The organism is Pseudomonas sp. NC02, assembly GCF_002874965.1.
GTDB lineage: Bacteria > Pseudomonadota > Gammaproteobacteria > Pseudomonadales > Pseudomonadaceae > Aquipseudomonas.
Genome location: NZ_CP025624.1, coordinates 551,831 through 575,233 on the forward strand (window position 1 = coordinate 551,831; position 23,403 = coordinate 575,233).

Here is a 23,403-nt window from a genome sequence, read left to right on the forward strand (position 1 = left end):
GGCCCGCATGAGTGACATCCTTGCAGACAGCTTAGATGGCGTTGAACGCCGGTCGCTGGCTGACTTCACCGAAAATGCCTACCTCAACTACTCCATGTACGTGATCATGGACCGTGCCTTGCCGCATATCGGCGACGGCCTGAAGCCCGTACAGCGGCGCATTATCTATGCGATGAGTGAGTTGGGCCTGGACGCTGACTCCAAGCACAAGAAGTCGGCGCGTACCGTCGGTGACGTGCTCGGTAAGTTCCACCCCCACGGCGATTCGGCGTGCTACGAAGCCATGGTGCTGATGGCCCAGCCGTTCAGCTACCGCTACACGCTGGTGGACGGCCAGGGTAACTGGGGTGCGCCGGATGATCCGAAGTCCTTCGCCGCCATGCGTTACACCGAAGCGCGTCTGTCGCGGTATTCGGAAGTGTTGCTCAGCGAACTGGGCCAGGGCACGGCCAACTGGGGCCCGAACTTTGACGGCACCCTCGACGAGCCGCTGGTGTTGCCGGCACGTTTGCCCAATATCCTGCTCAATGGCACCACGGGTATCGCCGTGGGCATGGCCACTGACGTACCGCCCCACAACCTGCGGGAAGTGGCCAGCGCCTGCGTGCGCCTGCTGGATGAGCCGAAGGCTACGGTCGAACAGCTCTGCGAGCATATCCAGGGCCCGGATTACCCGACCGAAGCAGAAATCATCACGCCTCGCGCCGACCTGCTGAAAATCTACCAGACCGGTAAAGGCTCGGTGCGCATGCGCGCCGTGTACCACATCGAAGACGGCGACATCATCGTCACGGCGCTGCCGCATCAGGTATCCGGGGCCAAGGTGCTGGAGCAGATTGCCGCGCTGATGCAGGCCAAGCCGTCGAAGCTGCCGCAAGTCGCCGACCTGCGTGACGAGTCCGACCACGAAAACCCGTGCCGCATCGTGATCATCCCGACCAACAGCCGGGTCGACCATGAAGTGCTGATGCAGCATCTGTTCGCCAGCACCGAGCTGGAGTCCAGCTACCGGGTCAACATCAACATCATTGGCCTGGACGGCAAGCCGCAGTTGAAGAACCTGCGGGCTTTGCTGGTGGAATGGCTGGAATTCCGGGTGCAGACCGTGCGTCGCCGCCTGCAATTCCGCCTGGACAAGGTCGAACGCCGCCTGCACCTGTTGGACGGCTTGCTGATCGCTTACCTCAACCTGGATGAAGTGATCCATATCATCCGTACCGCCGAGCACCCGAAGGCCGAGCTGATCGCGCGCTTCGAACTCAGCGAAATCCAGGCCGACTACATCCTCGACACCCGTCTGCGTCAGTTGGCGCGACTGGAAGAGATGAAGCTGCGGGACGAACAGGACGCGCTGCTCAAGGAACAAGCCAAGCTCCAGGCCCTGCTGGGCAGCGAGGCCAAGCTGAAGAAGCTGGTGCGCACCGAGCTGATCAAGGACGCCGAAACCTATGGCGACGACCGCCGCTCGCCGATTGTCGAGCGCGCCGAAGCCAAGGCCCTGACCGAAACCGAGTTGCTGCCCAACGAGAAAATTACCGTCGTTCTGTCGGAAAAGGGTTGGGTTCGCTCAGCCAAAGGGCATGATATTGACGCCACCGGCCTGTCTTACAAGGCTGGCGACGGTTTCAAAACCGCGGCGGCGGGGCGTTCCAACCAGTTTGCGGTGTTTATCGACTCCACCGGTCGCAGTTACTCGGTGCCGGCGCACACCTTGCCATCGGCGCGGGGGCAGGGCGAGCCATTGACCGGACGCCTGACACCGCCGCCGGGTGCGAATTTTGAGTGCGTGCTGCTGCCGGACGATGACTCGTTGTACGTCATCGCTTCCGATGCGGGCTATGGGTTCGTGGTCAAAGGTGAAGACCTGCAGGCCAAGAACAAGGCGGGCAAGGCGTTGTTGAGCCTGCCGAACAACGCCAAGGTGATCCTGCCGCGTCCGGTGGAAGACCGTGAAGGCAACTGGCTGGCGTCGGTGACGACCGAAGGGCGCCTGCTGGTGTTCAAGATCAGCGATTTGCCGCAGTTGGGCAAAGGCAAGGGCAACAAGATCATTGGTATTCCCGGGGAGCGGGTGGCCAGTCGCGAAGAGTACGTGACCGACATCGCCGTGATCCCGGAAGGCTCGACCCTGGTGTTGCAGGCCGGCAAGCGCACGTTGTCACTGCGCCCTGACGACCTCGAGCACTACAAGGGTGAGCGGGGTCGTCGTGGCAATAAACTGCCGCGCGGCTTCCAGCGAGTGGACGCTTTACTGGTGGAAACGCCCGTTTAAGGCGATATAGAGCGCCCGATCTACGATTTAACCCGTAGATCGACGCTTTCGCGCTGGAGTCATGGCGCATATTCACGGATGATATGGCCTTTCCAGCGCCGGCGTGGCTGAGCGCGTACAGGTTATTTTTGAGTATTACATTGTGGTTCGCCTTGTGGCAGCCACCTGGATGGGATGATGACTGCTCCGCGCCTTCCTTTATTTTTGTTGCTCGCTGGCCTTTTGGGCCTGGCGGGTTGCAGCACACACCAACCGGTGTCGCTGTATCAGCTGGACAGTGGAAGTCCGGCTCAGCCTGCACAAAGTGCCGGCATGGCTGTATTGCTTGGCCCTGTTGTGGTGGCCGACTATCTGCAACGTGAAACCCTGCTGCAACGTCAGAACGACGGCAGCCTGCAAGGTTCCACCGATGGCCGCTGGGCCGGTAGCCTTTCGTCCGACATCAATCAGTTGATGTTGCGCCAGGTGGCTGGCCACCTGGACAGCCAGCGTGTGGTATTGGCGCCGGCGCCGTTGGGTTTTGCCCCGGACGTACAGGTGCTGCTGACCATTACGCGACTGGACTCGGGCGTTTCGCAGCCCGCTATCCTCGACGCGCAATGGCGCCTGATCGACCGTCGTGGCCAGGTGCGGGATAACCGCATCGTGCACTTGCAGGAAGAGCACAGCGGCAGCACCGCGTCCCAGGTCCAGGCCCAGGGTGTGTTGCTGCAACGTTTGGCTGACCAGCTGTCGGTGGCCCTCAAGCCATTGGCCAATCAGCCAGCGGTGGCAGAAGCGCCACGCAAACAAGCCCCGGCGCAGCCCAAGGCTGCGGCACCGGAGAAGCCGAAGATGCCGATGGCCGTGCCGATTCGCACCGATATGGAAGTGTTCAGGTTCTGACCTGAATACAGACCAACAAAAAGGCCCGCTGATGAGCGGGCCTTTTGTTTGTGCGGGATTTGAGCGGTACGCAGATCTAATGTGGGAGCGGGCTTGCTCGCGAAGGCGGCGGATCAGTCGATACATAGGCTGACTGACAGGCCGCTTTCGCGAGCAAGCCCGCTCCCACATTGATTTGCGTTGTTCTTTAGTTCTTCGCCCGCGTCTCATGCATCCGCGCCAGCTGGCGCTCAAGCATCGACGGGTAAGGCTCCATCAACCGCTCCACACAGCACGCACCTTCAGGGCTGGCAATCGGGCGGATCCGCGCACGCTGGCGAATCAGCACGTCGTCACTGATCTTGCGTTCCACCAGCAGCAGGTTGCGGCTGTGTTGCGACAAGGCCAGCGCATCCTGGGCAATCTCGGTCAGGAGCAGATCGATCTGGCTCATGCCATACAGATCGTCGCCCACCGTCAGGCCCAATTGCAGTTGCAGGGTGATGCCGCTGTCGGCCACTTCGATTTGCAGCGCATGGCCCAGGGCCCGCAGCAGTTCACCGCAGCAGATGGCGTTGGTCAGGTAGTCTTCGCCGCTGTCTTCGCTGTGGAACAGCATCAAGGTGCTGCCGTCGTTCAGGGTGTGCAGTTCGCTCTGATACAGCGAGGCCGCCTGGTCGAGGCAGTCACGATAACGTTCCAGCAGCTCGGTCAGGCGTGCCCGCGGCAAGCGACGCAGTTGATCCTGTGCGCCCAGTTGCACGGCCAATACGGCGCTGTGCTGGGGCTGGGTGCTGCGCACCGGAGCAGGCTGCACAGCAGGAGCGGTTGGCACTGAAGTATCGCGAAGATCGGCGAACGGGTCTTCTTCGTCCAGTTCGTCTTCTTCTGCCTTGATCACATGACGGGTCGCCGGCTTTTGGGTCGCTACCGGCGCAGACTCGTCGAAGCTCGGGTCCCGCAGGTTGCGCACTTCAAACTCGGGCTCGTCGTCTTCGTAGTCGGTGTCGTCGAACTCGGGCTCGGGTTCAACCTCGGGCACTACGGGCTCCGGCGCGAAGCTGGTGTGCAGTTGGCGGGCGAGGTCGCCGATTTCGTCCTGGCGGTCGGTGGCCGGGGTGTGTTCATCGATATCCCGCAGCCAGATGCGCAGTTGCATCAGTGGCGTGGAGATATGCCGGCCCAGGCGCAGGCTCAAGGCCAGGGACAGTGCCAGCAGGATCGCACTCAAGATACCCATGCTTTGCAGGCTGATGGTCATCGGCTGCTGGAACTGTTGCATGTCCAGGCTGATGCGCAGTTGGCCGGCCTTCACGTCCTGAAACGTGATATTGCTCTGGTACAGGCCTTCGGCTTCACCCAGCAGGCCGTTTTTCGGGCGTTGCCCGGCTTCGGCCATGATCCGGTTGTCCACGCTATAGATAGCGGCGTGGGCCACTAGCGGGTTCTTGGTCAGGTTGTTGAGCAGCACGTTGAGGCTGAGGATGTCGTTGGACACCAACAACTCAGTCGCCGAGGTGGCGGTCTGGGTGGTCAGGCTCTCGCCCAAAGCGTCGGCTTGCTCGTGCATGGCCTGCTTGAACTGCAAACCCATCACGCAGGCGTAGATGACCAGGGCCAGGGCGACCAGGATCACGTTATGGCTGGCGATGCGTAATGCGATCGGTACACGGCGGTGGCGCAGTGCCCGGAAGATCAGCAGGAAGAAGTTATCGGTTTTTACTGGCGTGGGCCGGTTCACTTAAGCTCGGCTCTTTAGTCCGTGAAGTTGACGCGCAGTATAGCGACAGGCCCAAGACCGGCAAAGCGCTGGCTGTGCCCGATGGTCACTGAAAGTGGGTAGAATGCGGTTTTTTTCCAGCTCGGGGGTGCGCTTTGCGCGAAATTGTCCTGATTAACATCACAGGTGAGGACCGTCCGGGTCTCACTGCAGCCATTACCGGTGTTCTGGCCCAGGGTGGTGTGAACATTCTCGACATCGGCCAGGCGGTGATTCACGACACGCTGTCGTTCGGCATCCTGGTGGAAATTCCCAGCACCGAGCAAGCCTCGTCCGTGCTCAAGGACATCCTGTTTACGGCGTATAAGCTCGATCAGCAGGTGCGTTTCACCCCGGTGTCCGAAGAGGATTACCAGAGCTGGGTGGCCGGCCAGGGCAAAAAACGCCACATCGTGACCCTGTTGACCCGCAAGGTGACGGCCGAGCAATTGCAGCGTGTCAGTTCGATCACGGCTCAGTACGGTTTGAATATCGACCACATTGACCGTCTGTCGGGTCGTATGCCGTTGGACACGCCAGCAGACAAGGGCAAGGGCTGCATCGAGTTCTCCGTACGCGGTGAGCCGGCAGATCCCCAGGCCCTGCGTGCCGAATTCCTGAGCGTTGCCCAGGAGCTGAATGTCGATATCGCCTTCCAGGAAGACTCGCTGTTCCGCCGCAATCGCCGCCTGGCGGTGTTCGACATGGATTCGACGCTGATCGAAGCCGAAGTCATCGACGAATTGGCCAAGGCTGCCGGTGTAGGCGAGCAGGTTTCGGAAATTACCGAGCGTGCCATGGCTGGTGAGCTGGATTTCCGAGCTAGCTTCAAGGAGCGCCTGGCGCTGCTCAAGGGCCTCGACGTCAGCGTGCTGGACTCCATCGGCGCCTCGCTGCGACTGACCGAAGGCGCCGAAACCCTGTTCGCCGAACTCAAGCGCCTGGGCTACAAGACCGCGATCCTGTCGGGCGGTTTCACCTACTTCGCCAAGCAATTGCAGGCCAAGCTGGGTATCGACTATGTGTTCGCCAACGAGCTGGAAGTGGTGGACGGCAAGGTGACGGGTGTGGCCGTGGAGCCGATTGTCGACGCACAGCGTAAGGCTGACCTGTTGCGGGAATTGGCACACAAGGAAGGGTTGCGTCTGGAGCAGACCATTGCGGTCGGCGACGGGGCAAATGACTTGCCGATGCTGGCGATTGCCGGGTTGGGTGTGGCGTTCCGGGCCAAGCCGCTGGTCAAGCAATCGGCCAAGCAGGCGATTTCGACTTTAGGGCTGGATGGCGTGTTGTACCTGTTGGGCTTTCGCGATCGCGACGGTCAGCTCTGAGGATCGTTCCCACGCTCTGCGTGGGAACGCCGCCCTGGACGCTCCGCGTCCGATTTTGAGGTTGGGACGCGGAGCGTCCCGGGATGCATTCCCACGCGGAGCGTGGGAATGATCGCTAGGTCAGGCTTTCGGCAAACCCATGCCCTGGCCCATCTGCACCGGCGTCCCCGCCTGCAGTGCTTCCGACCATTGAACCTGGTCCGGCCCAAACAGCACGATTGCCGTCGAACCCAGCTTGAAGCGCCCCAGTTCCGCACCTTTTTCCAGGTGGATCGGCCCACGGGCAGCTTCGTCATAACGGAAGGTTTTCAGCTCGCGTTTTGGCGGCGTTACCAAGCCTGCCCAAACCGTTTCAATCGATGCCACGATCATCGCGCCAACCAGCACCACGGCCATCGGGCCGCGTTCGGTGTCGAAGATGCAGGCAACACGCTCGTTACGCGCAAACAGTTCCGGCACATTTTCGGCCGTGGTCTGGTTCACCGAGAAGATTCGGCCAGGGATGTAAACCATTTCCCGCAGGGTGCCGGCCAATGGCATATGCACCCGGTGGTAGTCCTTCGGCGACAGGTAAACAGTGGCGAAATCGCCGCCCATGAACGGCGCAGCCACCGCCGCATCGCCGCCCAGCAATTCCAGCACGCTGAAGCTGTGGCCCTTGGCCTGGAACACCCGGCCATGTTCAATCGGGCCCAACTGGCTGACCGCGCCATCGGCCGGGCTCAGCACCGCGCCTGGGGTCTGATCCAGCGGGCGTGCACCGTCTTTCAACGCGCGGGTGAAGAAGGCGTTGAAGTGCTCGTAAGCGGTCACGTCTTCAACCAGGGCCTGGGACATGTCCACTTGATAACGCTTGGCAAACCAGCGGGTGAACGCATTCTTGAACCAGCGCACGCGGCATTCGGCAATGCAACCGGCCAGACGCGACAGCAGGTGGTGGGGCAGCAAGTACTGGCTGAGGATGAACAACTGCTTTTTCATTAACTGTCCTTAAACCTTAAATCTCAACGGGGGTGTCGGGGTGGTTGCCCCATTCGCCCCAGGAACCGGCATAACCTTTGACTCGTGGATAACCGAGCGCCTTGGCCACCAGGTAGGTGAAGCCAGAACGGTGGTGAGTCTGGCAGTGGGTGATGATTTCTTTGTCGCGGGTCAGCCCGAGGTCTTCGAGGATCTGCGGCATGTCGCGGCGGATGCGCAGTTGGCGTGCCTTGTCCATGCCGGCGGTCCATTCGAAGTTCACCGCGCCCGGGATGTGTCCACCCTTGGCCGCGAGGACTTTCTCGCCGGAGTATTCCAGCGGGCCACGGGCGTCCCAGATGCCGAGGTCGGCAGCGCCGAGACGGCTTTGCAGGTATTCGCGGGTGGCGGTGGGTTCTTCATGCAACGTCAGGCTGACCGGGCCGCCGGCGCTGGCCGGTACCTCGGTGGACACTGGGTGTTTCTCTTCCAGCCACGCCAGCAGGCCGCCGTCGAGGTAGTGGTATTTCTTGTGGCCGATGACGTCGAGCATCCAGATGAATCGCCCGGCCCAGCCACCGCCTTCGTCGTCATACACCACGTAGGTGGCATCAGGGGTGTGGCCCAGTTCGCCGAACAGCTTTTCAAGATCGGCCTTGCCCGGCAGCAGGCCCGGCGCTGGTGGCTGGCCCAGTTGAGTGCGTTTTGGATCAACGAAACGTGCGCCGGGGATATGCCCTTCGGCGTAACGCGCAGCGCTGGTGAGGTCCACCAGGATCAGGTGTTCGGCATCGAGGCGACCGAGCAGGTCACTGGCCTCGATGACCAGCGGCAAGCCAGAGAAGTCAGGCATGTGAGGTCTCCTGGGCATAAAAATTGGGCGCTAAGGGAGGGCGATTGTAGCGCAAGCGTCAGGCACTGCGGTTGGTAAAGCTGTGCAGGGCCTTTTCGATGCATTGGGCGGTTTTGCCGAAGGCCTGCACGGTGGTTTCCGAGAACGGCCCGCCGCCCTGGTCGGCCACCATCAGCATCACCACCCGGCCATTGCAACTCAGGGAGCGCAGCAGCAGGTGTTCGCCCTTGAACAGGCGGCGCAGTTCCGGCGGCAGCAGTGCCGAGAACTGGGCGTGGTTGTCGGGGTTGAGGCGCACCTGGGCGGACTTGGCCAGCAGGCGTTGCAGCAGGGTGCTTTGCGCCACGTCGAGGCTCATGTGGTCGGCGTCCTTCGGCAGGCCGTCGACTTGATGCACACGTAGCGTGCTCAAGGTTTTGTCCGCCATCAGCAGCATCACCCGTTGCATGCCGCAGGCCACGAGGGCTTCCTTGGCGCAGGTGGTCAGGTGCATGGCATTGGCAAAGCGGCTCGGCTCTACGAGCAATTCGGTGCAGCGCTTGCGCCAGATCGCCAGGGACTCGGCGGTGGGGGGCGGTGCCGGCAGCAAGCCGTGGTGAACGCGCTGCACATCCCATGGCCAGATCAACGACAGCGCCGGGTGCCACAGGTCGCGCATCAGGGTGCTGCGGGCGCTGATCGCCGCGTGTTGGTGGGACTGTTGCTGCACTTCGGCCAACGGTTGTTGCAGGTAAAGCGCAGTGAGGTATTGCCAGCGCTGGGTGTGCGGGCAGGTCCAGGACTCCTGCGCCGCCAGCGCCAGGCCGTTGGCCAACAGCACAGTGTTGGCCGGCTGGTTCAGCCAGCGGCGCAGGTTCGGGTCGGCATCCAGCAACTGCTGTTGGCGCAACGGCTCGTCTTCACGGGCAATGCTCAGCGCCTTGACCAGCAAGCGTTGTTCCGTCAGCAGCAACGTATAACCCTGGGACACCCAGATCGGCAGGCGCCAGGTGTCGGTCAACCCCAGGCACAGGTCCAGCAGGCGTACGCCGAACAGCTCCTGTTCGACTGTGCGGGCCGATTCGCCCTTGTGAATCACCCGCAGCTCCCATTCTTCCAGCAGCTTGGGATAGGCAATCGCCATCGGCCACAGCGGTGAAAGGAACAGCAGGCTGCCCCAGTGAATGTCTTGCCACAACCGCGCCAGGCGGCTGGCGAACAGGCCGCTGGCTTGTTGCGAAGCGTGCTGGCTGATCATCTGCAGCTGGCGCAGGGCCACGGGGATTTCATTCAGCGGCACGGAAGGCAGGCGCCGCAGCAACTCCTCGGTGCGCTTGAGGCCGAGGCGATTGATCGCCACTTCGAGGTTTTCTGCCGGCTCCGCGAGGCTGCCGTGGGCCTGGTTGTTGGCCTCGCGCATCACGCTCAGCACCAGCGCCGGGCTGTTCTGCATCAGCTCTGCAATATCCCGCAACGAACTGCGGTTGTCGCCGATGGCCTTGCAAACCCGGTCGTGGCTCGCCTGTGGAACAGGCAACAGCACATCGTCCAGGCGCTTTACCCAAGCGGCGAGGGTGGCGGGTTTTTGAGTTGGGACTGTCGTTTCATTTGCCATGATTGGGGCGCGATCATCACTTGCGGTCAACACGCCCGGGACGGGCCGAACTGGTTTTTCGCCATAACGGGCTATAGTCTGGCGCAGATTTGCCGATAAGTAGAACAAGAGTTTTCAACTCTTGCGAATATGACCCTGAACCCGACGGCGCAAGTACTCATCCCCTATGGCTAAAATTATCGGCATCATCGTCGTCATCGCGAGCGTGCTCGGCGGATACGTCCTTTCCCACGGCAAGATTGCGGCGCTGATCCAGCCTTTCGAAGTGCTGATTATCGGCGGTGCGGCGTTCGGCGCATTCCTGCAGGCCAACCCCGGCTACATGACGATGCACGTGATCAAGAAGTCGCTGGGCATGTTCAGCTCGCGCTTCTCCCACACCTTCTACCTGGAAGTGTTGGGGCTGATCTACGAGATCCTCAACAAGAGCCGCCGCGAAGGCATGATGGCCATCGAAGGCGACATCGAGGACGCCGCGGCGAGCCCGATTTTCGCCAAGTACCCGGCCGTGCTCAAAGACGAGCGCATGACCGCCTACATCTGTGATTACCTGCGCATCATGTCGTCCGGCAACATGGCGCCCCATGAGCTGGAAGGCCTGTTCGACATGGAACTGTTCAGCCTCAAGGAAGAGCTGGAGCACCCATCCCACGCCGTGACCGGCATCGCCGACGGCATGCCCGGTTTCGGTATTGTTGCCGCGGTGCTCGGGATCGTGGTGACCATGGCCTCCCTCGGTGAAGGCGACCAGAAAGCCATCGGCATGCACGTAGGTGCGGCACTGGTAGGTACCTTCTTCGGTATTCTCGCGGCCTACGGTTTCTTCGGCCCGCTGGCCACGTCCCTGGCCCACGATGCCAAGGAAGAAGTGAATCTGTACGAAGCCATCAAGGCCTGCCTGGTGGCTTCGGCTTCCGGCATGCCGCCATCGCTGGCAGTGGAGTTCGGGCGCAAGGTTCTGTATCCGAAGCACCGTCCAAGCTTCGCTGAGCTGGAACAAGCGGTTCGCGGTCGCTAAGCCATGGAAAACAACCAGCCGATCATCATCAAGCGCGTCAAGCGCTTCGCTGCGGGGCACCATGGCGGCGCCTGGAAAATCGCCTTCGCCGACTTTGCGACGGCGATGATGGCGTTCTTCCTGGTGCTGTGGCTGATGTCCACTGCCACGCCGGAACAGAAGATCGCCATCGCCGGTTACTTCAAGGACCCCATCGGTTTCTCCGAGAGCGGCACGCCTTTTGTGATCGACCTCGGTGGTTCGCCGCAACTGGCGCCCGAGCGCACCATCAACCCGGAAATCAAGACCGACTCGCCCCAGGAAAAGATCCCGATCGAGCGCGACACCGTCGAGAGCATGGCCGAACAGGTCGAGCAGGAACGCCTGGAATTGCTGCTGCAGGAACTGCAAACCAAGGTTGAGGAAAACCCGCAACTGCTGAAGTTCAAGGACCAGATTTCCTTCGAGATCACCCCGGATGGCTTGCGCATCCAGATCACGGACGCCGCCAACCGGCCGATGTTCGATTCCGGCAGTGCACGCTTGAAGCCGTACTTTGAAGACATCCTGCTGGCCATGGCCGACACCATCAAGGCGGTGCCGAACAAGATCAGCATCAGCGGCCACACCGACGCCAAGCCGTATGCGGGTCAGGGCGACTTCGGCAACTGGGAGCTCTCGGCCAACCGGGCCAATGCCGCGCGTCGTGCACTGGTGGCCGGCAGCTATCCGGACCCGCAAGTGGCACGGGTGGTGGGGTTTGCTTCCTCGCAGCTGTTTGATCCCAAGGATCCGTTCAATCCGATCAACCGACGCATCGATATCGTCGTGCTGACCAAAAAGGCCCAGCGTGCAATTGAAGGTGACCCGCCTGCGACGCCACCGGTACCGACCCAGGGTGAAGGCGCGCCGGGCGAGGTGCCGGCAGACCCGAACGCACTGCCGCCGGAGCAGGAGCCGTTGCCGGCCCATGAGCTGCGGCAGAAGCTGAACCTGTTTGATGACGGCGGGATGAAAGACCCGACTCTGCCCGCCACGGGTTCATGAGGCCGTCAGACTCAATCGGTTGCTTCGACGATTAAAAAAGCCCCGGGTTCTCGGGGCTTTTTTCTGTCGGTTGTATCAGAGCGGGAGGTAGGCCTTCACACCGTCAATCACGCCTCGCATATCTTCCGCGCCCAAGCGCGGCACGAAATACTCTCGCCCAGTGGTCCTGGTCTTTCTGTGCAGTTTGTCCAGTCGTTCGAAACTGACCGTGTAGATCATGTCGCATTTCACCCACAGCGCTTTATAGCCATCGGTATGCAGCGGATTGGTTCGCAATAAATGGTGCCAGTCGTGCTGGATGTCAGGCGCTGTGGAGGAAATCGGGACCACTGTGCACAGTTTTCGGCTGTGGGTGACAGTCGGCGAGATCACAACGACTTTGCGGATCTTCAGCATTTCGGGCGCTACAAAGCCCCGAGTGAAGTCGCACAGAAGAACATCGCCTTGTTTGGGATGGTAGTAGAGAGGCAATCGTTGATTCCCCGGAAAAAGCAAAGCCGCCCGAAGGCGGCTTCATTCGACACGCAGTGGAGCTTGCTTCGCCCCTTCTGCGCCGCTGGATCAACCCCGAAAAGGATCCAGACTCCTGCCAGCTTGCGCTGGTGACGGAGCGAGTATGAGCATTGGGAAAATCGAATTCAAGCTGGCTTGCGTCATGGGCCGCCCAGTTGCAGCGGATTCTTGATGGCTGACTCGATTTAATCAATGGGGTCGGGGGTTCCGTGCCGTGCCTTATGTGTATCAAGGCATGGCACGGCACCGGTTTGCTGCTTAGTAACTGGTCTCGGGCAAGCTGGCGATGATCGAGCGATAGCTATTCATTCGCTGCTGCTGCACGCGGCCGTCTTCCAGTGCCTTGAGCAGGGCGCAACCCGGCTCGCGGTCATGTTTGCAGTCACGGAAGCGGCAGGTGCCGATCAAGTCGTTGAACTCGATAAAGCCCGCTTCAACATCGGCACGGCTCACATGGCCCAGGCCGAATTCACGGATGCCCGGGGAGTCGATCAACTCGCCGCCGCCCGGAAAGTGGAACAATCGCGCGGTGGTGGTGGTGTGGGTGCCCTGGCCGGACAGCTCCGACAGCGGGCCAACACGGGTTTCGACTTCCGGCAACAGGCTGTTGACCAGGGACGACTTGCCCACGCCCGACTGGCCGACGAACACGCTGATGCGCCCGTCCAGTTCAGTCTGTAACTGTTCCATGCCATTGCCGTGATGCGCCGAGACTTCCAGCACCGGGTAGCCGAGGGTGCGGTACACCGCCAGCAGCGCGTTGAGCGCCGGGGCGTTCTGTTCGTCGATCAGGTCGAATTTGTTCAGCAGCAACAGCGGGCGAATGCCGGCGTGTTCGGCGGCTACCAGGTAGCGGTCGATCAGGTTGGCATGGGGTTCGGGCAGTGGCGCGAAGACAATGACGATCATGTCGACGTTGGCCGCTACCGGCTTGAGCTGGCCACGGCTGTCGGGGCGACGCAGTTCGGTGGTGCGCGGCAACTGGGCGACGATCACGCCGATGCCCTGGTTGCCGGCACGCCATACCACCTTGTCGCCGGTCACCAGCGCAGGCAGGTTGGCGCGCAGGTGGCAACGGAACACCTGGCCGGCGTGATCGCCTTCGGTGGCCTCGACTTCGACCTGCACACCGAAGTGCGCGATCACCAGGCCCGTTTGCTCGGGGCCCAGGTCGCCGCCCTCAAGCGCTTCCACGGCGGAGGATTCACGTTTGGCGGCGCGGGCAGCGCGTTCGCCCTGAATCTTTTCGATGCGCCAGTTTTGGCGACGGTTGAGCTGGCGTTTGGCCATTGGTGTTCCGTGTCGATAATGCAAAGGTTAGGTGAAACGGTCGCGAGTCTAGCACGCCCTGCCTGCTAAACTGCGCAGCTACGCCAAGGTGCCAAGGAACCACGACATGCAAAACCCACAGAACCTGATTTGGATCGATCTGGAAATGACCGGTCTGAACCCTGACACCGACGTCATCATCGAGATGGCGACCATTGTCACCGACAGCAACCTCAACACCTTGGCCGAAGGTCCGGTGATCGCCATTCACCACAGCGACGCGGTGCTGGCCACCATGGACGAGTGGAACACCCGCACCCACGGCAACTCGGGCCTGACCCAGCGTGTGCGCGACAGCCGCGTGAGCATGGCCGAGGCTGAAGCCGAAACCATCGCCTTCCTGGAAAAGTGGGTACCCAAGGGCAAGTCGCCGATCTGCGGCAACAGCATTTGCCAGGACCGCCGCTTTCTCTATACCCACATGAAGGCGCTGGAAAGCTACTTCCACTACCGCAACCTGGACGTGTCGACCTTGAAGGAGCTGGCCGCGCGCTGGGCGCCGGAAGTCAAAGACAGCTTCCACAAGGGCAGCACCCACCTGGCGCTGGACGATATTCGCGAGTCGATTGCCGAGCTGCAGCATTACCGCAAGCATTTCATCAAGTTCTAAAGCGGTAATACCTGAGCCCAGCGGGCTTTTGTGGCGAGGGGCTTGTCTGTGGCGAGGGGGCTTGTCCCCCGTTGGGCTGCGAAGCGGCCCTAAAATCTGACATCCCGATCTACCTGAAAACTCTATTGCCTTTAAAGGGGCTGCTTCGCACCCCAACGGGGGACAAGCCCCCTCGCCACAACTTTGCAAGGATCGCCATCATGCTGCTGATGCTCTACCTCATCGCCATCACCGCCGAAGCCATGACGGGTGCCTTGTCTGCCGGGCGGCGCGGGATGGACTGGTTCGGTGTGGTGCTGATCGCCTGCGTGACGGCGCTGGGCGGCGGTTCGGTGCGTGACGTGTTGCTCGGCCACTACCCGCTGACCTGGGTCAAACACCCGGAGTACCTGGTGCTGACCTCCGTCGCGGCCCTGGTGACCATCTTCATCGCTCCATTGATGCGCCACCTGCGGTCGCTGTTCCTCGCGTTGGACGCCGTGGGCCTGGTGGCCTTCACCCTGATCGGCAGCATGACCGCCCTGGAAATGGGCCACGGCATGCTGGTGGCGTCAGTCAGCGGTGTGATCACCGGGGTATTTGGCGGCATCCTGCGGGATATCTTCTGCAACGACATTCCGTTGATCTTCCGCCGCGAGCTGTACGCCAGCGTGTCGTTCCTGGCCGCCTGGTTCTACATGCTGTGCATCTACCTTGAGCTGCCAAGTGAGCAATCGATCCTGCTGACGCTGTTCAGCGGCTTTCTATTGCGCCTGCTGGCGATCCGTTTTCACTGGGAAATGCCCAAGTTCGTCTACAACGACGACGTGCACTGACGTTCGGCGTGCTGGTTCAGCGCCCATTCCACATGTTCGCGCACCAGTTCCGAGGGGTATTCCCGACGCGCCTTCAGCGCTTCCAGCACCGGAATGCTTGATGGCGCATTGCCCAGGCCCACCGCCAGGTTGCGCAGCCAGCGCTCATAGCCGGCGCGGCGCAGGGGAGAACCTTCGGTGCTGCTGAGGAATCTGTCCTCGTCCCACATAAACAACTCGGCGAGCTCTGCGTTATCCAGGTTGTGCCGTGGCTTGAAATCGCCTTCGTCGGTAGGCCGCGCGAAACGATTCCACGGGCAAACGATCTGACAGTCATCGCAGCCGAATACCCGATTGCCGATCAGTGGGCGCAGTTCTTCGGGGATCGCGCTTTTCAGCTCGATGGTCAGGTAGGAAATGCAGCGCCGGGCGTCCAGCACGTAGGGCCCGACGAAGGCGTTGGTAGGGCAGATATCCAGGCAGGCGGTGCAGCGGCCACAATGTTCGGTGGCGTGGGGTGGGTCGACCGGCAACGGCAGGTCGACAAACAGCTCGCTCAGGAAGAAGTAACTGCCCGCCTTGCGATTGAGTACCAGGGTGTTCTTGCCGATCCAGCCGAGCCCGGCCTGCTCGGCGATGGCTTTTTCCAGCACGGGGGCGCTGTCGACAAAGGCGCGGAAGCCGAACGGGCCGATTTGCGCCTGGATGCGGTCGGCCAGTTGCTGCACGCGCTTGCGGATCAGCTTGTGGTAGTCGCGGCCCAGGGCGTAGCGGGAGATGTAGGCTTTTTCGGGTTTGGCCAGCAGTTGGGCCATTTGGGTGTCGCCTGGCAAGTAGTCCATGCGCAGTGAGACCACGCGCAAGGTGCCGGGTACCAGCTCCTCCGGGTGTGAGCGCTTGCTGCCGTGGGCGCCCATGTAGTCCATTTCGCCGTGGTAGCCGGCGTCGAGCCAGCGTTGCAGGTGCTGTTCATGCTCGGCGAGGTCGAGGCCGCTGATGCCCACTTGTTGAAAGCCCAGCTCGCGGCCCCAGTCTTTGATCGATTGGGCGAGGGCGGGCAGGTCGTAGGTAATAGCAGGCATGAACAAGAGAAACCGCAGGTTAGATGCGTATAATTCTGCCAGACATCGGAGCTTGAAGACGCATGCCGCAGACAAAACACGAAATACCCGACGTTCAGCACCTGTTGCCCGGCCAATTGCCGCAACTCGCTGCGCGTTCCCCGGACGCCCATAAAGGCCAGTTCGGCCATGTATTGCTGATCGGCGGCGACCGCGGTTTTGGCGGCGCCGCCTTGCTCAGTGCTGAAAGTGCCCTGCGCAGTGGTGCCGGCATGGTTTCCCTGGCGACCCGTAGCGAACACGTCGGTGCGGCGCTGGCGCGGTTGCCGGAAGTGATGACGGTGGGCGTGCACTCGGCCAATCAATTGATGGGCCTGCTGGAAAAGATTTCCGTGATCGTCATCGGCCCGGGCCTGGGCGAGGCCTCCTGGGGCAAAAGCCTGCTGTCGGTAGCGGCCAATGCCAGGCAGCCGCAAGTCTGGGACGCCGATGCCTTGAACCTGCTGGCGGCGGGCAGCGCCAGCCTGCCGGCCAATTGCGTGATCACTCCGCATCCTGGCGAAGCGGCCCGCTTGATGGGTATTTCGACAGCCGAGGTTCAGGCCGACCGCCTTAACGTGGCGCGCGCCTTGAGTCAGAAATTCAATGTGGTGGCGATCCTCAAGGGCGCCGGCAGCTTGATCGCCAGCCCGGACGGTCGGGTTGCCCGCTGCGATCAGGGCCATCCTGCAATGGCAACCGCTGGCCTTGGCGATGTGTTGGCCGGCCTGGTCGGTGCTTTGCTGGCGCAAGGCATGCCGGCATTTGATGCCGCCTGCCTGGCGGTCTGGCTGCATGCCACTGCCGGAGATCGCCAGGGTACCTACGGTCGCGGGCTGGCCGCCAGTGACCTGATTCCTGCCATTCGTCAGTTGCTGGAGGAGCAATCGCCGTGTCTGAAGTAGTTCTTTTCCTGCCTGATGAAGACGCCATGGTCGCCTTGGGCAACCGTATTGCCCGGGTCACTCAAGGCTCAGGGCTGATCTTTCTGGAAGGCGATCTCGGCGCCGGAAAAACCACCTTGTCCCGGGGCATCATTCGCGGGTTGGGGCACGCGGGTGCTGTGAAAAGCCCTACGTTCACCTTGGTAGAACCCTACGAAATCGGTGACGTACGAGCGTTCCACTTCGACCTGTATCGCCTGGTGGACCCGGAAGAACTGGAATACATGGGCATTCGTGATTACTTCGATGAGGACGCCTTGTGCCTGATCGAGTGGCCAGATAAAGGCACAGGCTTTTTGCCAAAGCCGGACCTGACCATTACCATTACCCCGCATAAGCAAGGACGTCAGCTGAAGTTGTTGTCCCAGAGCGCGCGCGGCGAGTCGTGGTGCGCCGCCTTGGCATTGGAATTCAAATAATTGATGGGGTTAGGTATGCGCTTTCGCGCGTTGGTTACTGTCGTAGGGGTGTTGCTTGCGGCAATGACTTTCAATGCACTGGCGGCCTCACAGGTGAAAAGTGTTCGCCTGTGGCGGGCACCGGATAACACGCGACTGGTATTCGACCTGTCTGGCCCGGTTCAGCACAGCGTCTTCACCCTCACGGCGCCTGATCGCCTGGTGATTGATATCAACGGTGCGACCCTGGCCGCGCCGTTGAAAGTCGCCATGGCCAATACCCCGATTACCGCGATGCGCTCGGCCCAGCGTACGCCGACCGACCTGCGGGTGGTCATCGACCTGAAAAAGGCCGTGACCCCGAAAAGCTTCGTGCTGGCGCCCAACGCGCAGTATGGCAACCGGCTGGTGGTCGACCTGTTCGACAACGCCGCCGATGCCGCGCCGCCGCCTGCGCCAACTCCAAGCGTCGCGACGATACCTGCGGTGCCGGTCAACCAGTCGCAACCCCAGGTCAAATTGCCGCCGCTGCCACCGGCTCCGGCGGGCAAACGTGACATTATCGTGGTCATCGATGCCGGTCACGGCGGCGAAGACCCGGGTGCCTCGGGCTCGCGCGGCCAGCATGAAAAAGACGTAGTACTGGCTATCGCCCGCGAACTGCAGCGCCAGATCAATGGCATGAAAGGCTACCGCGCCGAGCTGACCCGGACCGGCGACTACTTTATTCCGCTGCGTGGCCGTACCGAAATCGCCCGCAAGAAGGGCGCCGACCTGTTCGTCTCGATCCACGCCGACGCCGCACCTTCGGCCGCGGCGTTTGGTGCCTCGGTGTTTGCCCTGTCTGATCGCGGCGCTACGTCCGAGACCGCCCGCTGGCTGGCGGACAGTGAAAACCGTTCCGACTTGATCGGCGGGGCTGGCAACGTATCCCTCGACGACAAGGACAAGATGCTCGCTGGCGTATTGCTCGATCTGTCGATGACTGCCTCGCTGACCTCTAGCCTGAACGTGGGGCAGAAAGTCCTGAGCAACATTGGTCGCGTCACCTCGCTGCACAAACAGCGCGTGGAACAGGCCGGGTTCATGGTGCTCAAGTCGCCGGATATTCCGTCGATCCTGGTGGAAACCGGGTTTATCTCCAACTCCAACGAAGCCTCGAAACTGGCCTCGGCCAGCCACCAGCAGGCGTTGGCGCGCTCCATCAGCGCCGGTGTTCGCCAGTTCTTCCAGCAGAACCCGCCGCCGGGCACTTATATAGCCTGGCTGCGTGACTCCGGGAAAATCGCCCAGGGCCCGCGTGACCATCGCGTGCAGCCGGGCGACACCCTGGCGATGCTGGCGGTGCGCTTCCAGGTGTCAGCGGCAACCTTGCGCAGTGCCAACAACCTCAAGACCGATGAATTGAAGGTCGGCCAGGTGTTGACCATCCCGGGCACTGAACTGGCGGCGCAATAATGAGCGAAACAGTCTTGAGCAATACCTCGCGCATCGAGCTGCTAAGCCCGCGTCTCGCCAACCAGATCGCGGCGGGTGAGGTGGTCGAGCGGCCAGCGTCGGTGATCAAGGAGTTGCTGGAAAACAGTATCGACTCCGGCGCCAGGCGCATTGATGTCGATGTTGAGCAGGGCGGCGTCAAGCTGCTGCGAGTGCGCGACGACGGCAGCGGGATTTCCTCCGATGACCTGCCGCTGGCCCTGGCCCGTCACGCCACCAGCAAGATTCGCGACCTGGAAGACCTGGAACGGGTGATGAGCCTCGGGTTTCGTGGTGAGGCCCTGGCTTCCATCAGCTCGGTGGCTCGCCTGACCCTGACGTCCCGCACCCGCGACGCCGACCAGGCCTGGCAGGTTGAAACCGAAGGCCGCGACATGGCGCCCCGGGTCCAGCCGGCGGCACATCCGGTGGGCACCTCGGTGGAAGTGCGCGACCTGTTCTTCAACACCCCGGCCCGGCGTAAATTCCTCAAGGCCGAAAAAACCGAATTCGATCACCTGCAGGAAGTCATCAAGCGCCTGGCCCTGGCGCGGTTTGATGTGGCTTTCCACCTGCGCCACAACGGCAAGACCATCCTCAGCCTGCACGAGGCCCATGATGATGCGGCCCGTGCGCGGCGTGTCTCGGCCATCTGCGGCGCGGGGTTCCTGGAGCAGGCGCTGCCGATCGAGATCGAGCGCAATGGCCTGCGGCTGTGGGGTTGGGTGGGGTTGCCGACTTTCTCCCGTAGCCAGGCGGACATGCAGTATTTCTTCGTGAATGGCCGGGCGGTGCGCGACAAGCTGGTGGCCCACGCGGTGCGCCAGGCGTATCGCGACGTGCTGTTCAACGGGCGGCATCCGACGTTTGTGCTGTTTTTCGAGGTCGACCCGTCGGTGGTCGACGTCAACGTGCACCCGACCAAGCACGAAGTGCGCTTCCGTGACGGTCGCATGGTCCACGACTTTCTTTACGGCACCCTGCACCGCGCCTTGGGCGATGTGCGGCCGGATGATCACCTGGCGGCGCCGATTGTCACGGCTGTTGTCCGTCCTTCAGGGCCGGAAGCCGGCGAGTTCGGGCCCCAGGGCGAAATGAGCCTGGCGGCCAACCTGCTGCAATCGCCGCAAGCCCAGCCGAGCTATACCGCACCAGGCTCAGGCGCCGGTTATCAATACCAGTACACCCCGCGTCCGCAATCGGCGGTGCCGGTGGCCGAGGCCCAGGCGGCCTATCGCGAGTTTTTCGCGCCGCTGCCCGGCGCCGAGCCAGGCGCTGCCTCGTTGCCGGAAGGCCAGGGCGACGTGCCGCCGTTGGGTTACGCGCTGGCACAGCTCAAGGGTATCTATATTCTTGCGGAAAACGCCCATGGCCTGGTGCTGGTGGACATGCACGCCGCCCACGAGCGGATCATGTACGAGCGCCTGAAGATCGCCATGGCCAGCGAAGGCCTGAGCGGCCAGCCGCTGCTGGTGCCGGAATCCCTGGCGGTCAGCCAGCGGGAAGCGGATTGCGCCGAAGAGCACGTCAGCGTGTTCCAGAAGCTGGGCTTTGAGTTGCAACGCCTGGGGCCGGAAACCCTGGCTATCCGCCAGATTCCGGCTTTGCTCAAGCAGGCAGAGGCCAACCGGCTGGTGGCCGACGTACTGGCGGACCTGATGGAATACGGCACCAGTGACCGGATCCAGGCCCACATCAATGAACTGCTCGGCACCATGGCCTGTCACGGCGCCATCCGGGCCAACCGCCGGCTGGCCTTGCCGGAAATGAACGGCCTGCTGCGGGACATGGAAAACACCGAGCGCAGCGGCCAGTGCAACCATGGTCGCCCGACCTGGACCCAGATGGGCCTGGACGACCTCGACAAACTGTTCTTGCGCGGCCGTTGATGAGTGCCTTGCCCCCCGCCATCTTCCTGATGGGCCCGACGGCCGCCGGCAAGACCGACCTGGCCATCGAGCTGACCAAGGTCTTGCCGTGCGAGTTGATCAGTGTCGACTCTGCACTGGTTTACCGGGACATGGACATCGGCACTGCCAAACCTTCAAAAGAGCTGCTGGCCCAGTATCCGCACCGGTTGATCGACATTATTGATCCCAGCGAGAGCTATTCGGCGGCGGATTTTCGCATCGATGCGCTGGCCGCCATGGCCGATATCACCACGCGGGGCAAGATTCCGCTGCTGGTCGGCGGCACGATGCTCTACTACAAGGCCTTGCAGGAAGGTCTGGCTGATATGCCGCCAGCTGATCCACAGGTGCGCGCCGAACTTGAAGAAGAGGCTGCGCGCCTTGGCTGGCAGGCCTTGCACGATCAGTTGGCCATTGTGGATCCGGTTTCCGCCGCGCGAATTCATCCCAATGACCCCCAGCGCCTGACGCGAGCGTTGGAAGTCTGGCGGGTCAGTGGCCAGACCATGACTGAACACAGGCTGAAACAAACTGCGCAAAGTGCTGAAGCAGGCGCCTCGGGACACTCACAATTGCCCTATACTGTGGCGAATCTGGCCATCGCTCCGACGGATCGCCAGGTGCTGCATGAACGAATTGCACAAAGATTCACAATTATGTTGGAACAGGGGTTTGTGGAGGAGGTCGTAGCACTGCGTTCAAGAGGTGACCTGCATCCAGGGCTGCCTTCGATACGTGCTGTAGGCTACCGCCAAGTCTGGGATCATCTGGATGGCAAGCTGACGTCAGCCGAAATGCAGGAGCGCGGCATCATTGCTACGCGCCAATTGGCGAAGCGTCAGTTCACCTGGTTGCGCAGTTGGAGCGATTTGCACTGGCTGGACAGCCTGGACAGCGACAATCTGTCACGCGCCTTGAAATACTTGGGAACGGTCTCCATATTGAGCTGAGTCCTTGCAATTGCCGTCTATCCTTGGGGGTGTGACGGCCATGAGCTATCTATTTTCCGATTTTTATTATTGATCCTTAAAGGAGTGCGGCACATGTCAAAAGGGCATTCGCTACAAGACCCTTACTTGAATACTTTACGTAAAGAGAAAGTTGGGGTTTCCATCTATCTGGTCAACGGTATCAAGCTGCAAGGTACGATCGAGTCGTTCGACCAGTTCGTGATCCTGCTGAAAAACACCGTAAGCCAAATGGTTTACAAGCACGCTATCTCGACCGTAGTGCCGGTTCGTCCAATTCGTCTGCCTAGCGCAACCGAAGAACAGGGTGACGCCGAGCCTGCACCAGGTAACGCCTGATAGGAGTCTCCTTTGTTCTTTGAGCGCCACGGTGGTGGTGAGCGAGTAATCCTCGTTCACTTGGATGGACAGGACCCTGAGGCGCGCGAAGATCCGCAGGAGTTTCAGGAGTTGGCAAATTCGGCCGGCGCCGAGACCGTCGCGTTTTTTAACGTGCCGCGTCATCGGCCAACCGCCAAATTCCTGATCGGCAGCGGCAAGGTCGAGGAACTGCGCGACCTGGTCCACGCCGAAAAGGCCGATCTGGTGATTTTCAATCACATCCTCACGCCCAGTCAGGAACGTAACCTCGAACGAGTTTTCGAGTGTCGCGTGATCGACCGCACGGGTCTGATTCTCGATATTTTCGCTCAACGCGCCCGTACCCATGAAGGCAAGCTCCAGGTAGAACTGGCCCAGCTTGACCACATGAGCACCCGGCTGGTTCGTGGCTGGACTCACCTTGAGCGCCAGGGTGGCGGCATCGGCATGCGCGGCCCGGGTGAAACCCAGCTGGAAACCGACCGGCGTCTGCTGCGGGTGCGCCTGCGGCAGATCAAGGGCCGCCTGGAGAAGGTGCGCAGCCAGCGCGAACAATCGCGACGTGGCCGTATGCGTGCGGATATCCCGACCGTTTCCCTGGTGGGCTATACCAACGCCGGCAAATCCACACTCTTCAACAACGTGACGAAATCGGACGTGTACGCGGCCGACCAACTGTTCGCGACCCTCGACCCGACCTTGCGCCGTCTGGAACTGGACGACCTGGGGCCGATTGTCCTGGCCGATACCGTGGGTTTCATTCGTCACTTGCCCCACAAGCTGGTCGAGGCATTTCGGTCTACGCTCGAAGAGTCGAGCAATTCCGACCTGCTGTTGCACGTGATCGATGCGGCCGAACCGGATCGCATGTTGCAGATTGAACAGGTCATGGTGGTGCTGGGCGAGATTGGTGCCCAGGACTTGCCGATCCTCGAGGTCTATAACAAACTCGATTTGCTTGAAGGCGTTGAGCCACAAATCCAGCGCGACGAAAACGGCAAGCCCCAGCGGGTCTGGCTGTCGGCGCGTGATGGCAGTGGCCTGGAATTGCTTGAACAAGCCATTGCCGAGCTGTTGGGCAGCGATTTGTTCGTCGGCACCTTGCGCTTGCCGCAGCGTTTTGCTCGACTGCGTGCACAGTTTTTCGAGCTGGGCGCGGTACAGAAAGAAGAACACGACGAAGAAGGTGTCAGCTTGCTGGCCGTTCGATTGCCGCGCTCGGAGCTGAATCGGCTGGTCAGCCGTGAAGGCGTTGTGCCGACAGAGTTCATCGAACAACACACTTTGCAATAAAAGCCTGAGAAAGCGGTTGTGCCGCTGTGAC

The 23,403-nt window shown here is 61.5% G+C and carries 21 protein-coding genes; 14 read left to right on the forward strand and 7 right to left on the reverse strand.

Annotated elements, in window-relative coordinates; translation table 11 throughout:
* Positions 1–7 precede the first annotated feature (7 nt).
* Entirely contained in the window at positions 8–2,272 is a 2,265-nt protein-coding gene (parC, locus tag C0058_RS02510) for a DNA topoisomerase IV subunit A (protein ID WP_003217539.1), read from the forward strand.
* A gap of 177 nt (positions 2,273–2,449) precedes the next feature.
* Positions 2,450–3,157: a membrane integrity-associated transporter subunit PqiC gene (locus C0058_RS02515; RefSeq protein WP_003217538.1), complete on the forward strand. Its 708-nt coding sequence runs from the start codon at positions 2,450–2,452 to the stop codon at positions 3,155–3,157.
* Positions 3,158–3,344: 187 nt separating this feature from the next.
* Here C0058_RS02515 and C0058_RS02520 read toward each other — a convergent pair whose 3' ends face one another.
* Positions 3,345–4,877: an AhpA/YtjB family protein gene (locus C0058_RS02520; protein WP_102367973.1), complete on the reverse strand. Its 1,533-nt coding sequence runs from the start codon at positions 4,875–4,877 to the stop codon at positions 3,345–3,347.
* 134 nt (positions 4,878–5,011) lie between these two features.
* On the opposite strand from C0058_RS02520, the gene serB reads away from it, so the two are divergent.
* Complete coding sequence (gene serB, locus C0058_RS02525) at positions 5,012–6,226, forward strand: phosphoserine phosphatase SerB (protein WP_003217536.1); 1,215 nt, start codon at positions 5,012–5,014, stop codon at positions 6,224–6,226.
* 120 nt (positions 6,227–6,346) lie between these two features.
* Here serB and asd read toward each other — a convergent pair whose 3' ends face one another.
* From asd to C0058_RS02540, 3 genes are read right to left on the reverse strand one after another with little or no spacing between them, the layout of a single operon-like run.
* Positions 6,347–7,207, reverse strand: coding sequence for an archaetidylserine decarboxylase (asd, locus tag C0058_RS02530; protein WP_008439110.1), 861 nt, complete (start codon positions 7,205–7,207; stop codon positions 6,347–6,349).
* Positions 7,208–7,223: 16 nt separating this feature from the next.
* Positions 7,224–8,039: a rhodanese-like domain-containing protein gene (locus C0058_RS02535; protein WP_102367974.1), complete on the reverse strand. Its 816-nt coding sequence runs from the start codon at positions 8,037–8,039 to the stop codon at positions 7,224–7,226.
* A 58-nt stretch (positions 8,040–8,097) separates the two neighbouring features.
* Positions 8,098–9,633 carry an HDOD domain-containing protein gene (locus C0058_RS02540; protein WP_102367975.1) on the reverse strand — a complete coding sequence of 512 codons (1,536 nt, stop codon included), beginning with the start codon at positions 9,631–9,633 and terminating at the stop codon, positions 8,098–8,100.
* Between the two features lie 166 nt (positions 9,634–9,799).
* On the opposite strand from C0058_RS02540, the gene motA reads away from it, so the two are divergent.
* The gene (gene motA, locus C0058_RS02545) at positions 9,800–10,651 is read left to right on the forward strand and encodes a flagellar motor stator protein MotA (protein ID WP_003217532.1); all 852 of its coding nucleotides are present in this window, start codon (positions 9,800–9,802) and stop codon (positions 10,649–10,651) included.
* 3 nt (positions 10,652–10,654) lie between these two features.
* A complete protein-coding gene (gene motB / locus C0058_RS02550) occupies positions 10,655–11,677 on the forward strand; it encodes a flagellar motor protein MotB (protein ID WP_102367976.1) in 1,023 nt (340 codons plus the stop codon).
* Positions 11,678–11,752: 75 nt separating this feature from the next.
* On the opposite strand, the gene C0058_RS02555 is transcribed toward motB, so the two are convergent.
* Both C0058_RS02555 and rsgA read right to left on the reverse strand, forming a co-directional pair.
* Complete coding sequence (locus C0058_RS02555) at positions 11,753–12,148, reverse strand: type II toxin-antitoxin system PemK/MazF family toxin (protein ID WP_102370214.1); 396 nt, start codon at positions 12,146–12,148, stop codon at positions 11,753–11,755.
* Positions 12,149–12,448: 300 nt separating this feature from the next.
* A complete protein-coding gene (gene rsgA, locus C0058_RS02560) occupies positions 12,449–13,480 on the reverse strand; it encodes a small ribosomal subunit biogenesis GTPase RsgA (protein ID WP_003217530.1) in 1,032 nt (343 codons plus the stop codon).
* A 106-nt stretch (positions 13,481–13,586) separates the two neighbouring features.
* Here rsgA and orn point away from each other — a divergent pair, with 106 nt between their 5' ends.
* Together orn and C0058_RS02570 are read left to right on the forward strand one after the other, a co-directional pair.
* Complete coding sequence (orn, locus tag C0058_RS02565; RefSeq protein ID WP_003217529.1) at positions 13,587–14,129, forward strand: oligoribonuclease; 543 nt, start codon at positions 13,587–13,589, stop codon at positions 14,127–14,129.
* Positions 14,130–14,326: 197 nt separating this feature from the next.
* Positions 14,327–14,944: a trimeric intracellular cation channel family protein gene (locus C0058_RS02570; RefSeq protein WP_172834585.1), complete on the forward strand. Its 618-nt coding sequence runs from the start codon at positions 14,327–14,329 to the stop codon at positions 14,942–14,944.
* Here C0058_RS02570 and queG read toward each other — a convergent pair.
* Positions 14,923–16,005 carry a tRNA epoxyqueuosine(34) reductase QueG gene (queG, locus tag C0058_RS02575; RefSeq protein ID WP_102367977.1) on the reverse strand — a complete coding sequence of 361 codons (1,083 nt, stop codon included), beginning with the start codon at positions 16,003–16,005 and terminating at the stop codon, positions 14,923–14,925. The genes C0058_RS02570 and queG overlap by 22 nt on opposite strands.
* A 62-nt stretch (positions 16,006–16,067) precedes the next feature.
* Between queG and C0058_RS02580 the strand changes: the two genes are divergently transcribed.
* The 7 genes from C0058_RS02580 to hflX all read left to right on the forward strand — a co-directional run bounded on the left by C0058_RS02580 (position 16,068) and on the right by hflX (position 23,372).
* On the forward strand, positions 16,068–16,928 hold the full coding sequence (locus tag C0058_RS02580) for an NAD(P)H-hydrate dehydratase (RefSeq protein WP_102367978.1): 861 nt from the start codon (positions 16,068–16,070) through the stop codon (positions 16,926–16,928).
* A complete protein-coding gene (tsaE, locus tag C0058_RS02585; protein WP_003217524.1) occupies positions 16,916–17,386 on the forward strand; it encodes a tRNA (adenosine(37)-N6)-threonylcarbamoyltransferase complex ATPase subunit type 1 TsaE in 471 nt (156 codons plus the stop codon). Before C0058_RS02580 ends, tsaE begins: the two co-directional genes overlap by 13 nt.
* Positions 17,387–17,389: 3 nt before the next feature.
* The gene (locus C0058_RS02590) at positions 17,390–18,823 is read left to right on the forward strand and encodes an N-acetylmuramoyl-L-alanine amidase (RefSeq protein WP_202948682.1); all 1,434 of its coding nucleotides are present in this window, start codon (positions 17,390–17,392) and stop codon (positions 18,821–18,823) included.
* A 14-nt stretch (positions 18,824–18,837) separates the two neighbouring features.
* Entirely contained in the window at positions 18,838–20,730 is a 1,893-nt protein-coding gene (mutL, locus tag C0058_RS02595) for a DNA mismatch repair endonuclease MutL (protein ID WP_168197522.1), read from the forward strand.
* Complete coding sequence (miaA, locus tag C0058_RS02600) at positions 20,730–21,701, forward strand: tRNA (adenosine(37)-N6)-dimethylallyltransferase MiaA (RefSeq protein ID WP_102367980.1); 972 nt, start codon at positions 20,730–20,732, stop codon at positions 21,699–21,701. Before mutL ends, miaA begins: the two co-directional genes overlap by 1 nt.
* A gap of 93 nt (positions 21,702–21,794) precedes the next feature.
* Positions 21,795–22,058, forward strand: coding sequence for an RNA chaperone Hfq (gene hfq / locus C0058_RS02605; protein WP_003217515.1), 264 nt, complete (start codon positions 21,795–21,797; stop codon positions 22,056–22,058).
* A gap of 12 nt (positions 22,059–22,070) precedes the next feature.
* On the forward strand, positions 22,071–23,372 hold the full coding sequence (gene hflX / locus C0058_RS02610) for a ribosome rescue GTPase HflX (protein ID WP_003217514.1): 1,302 nt from the start codon (positions 22,071–22,073) through the stop codon (positions 23,370–23,372).
* Positions 23,373–23,403 lie beyond the last annotated feature (31 nt).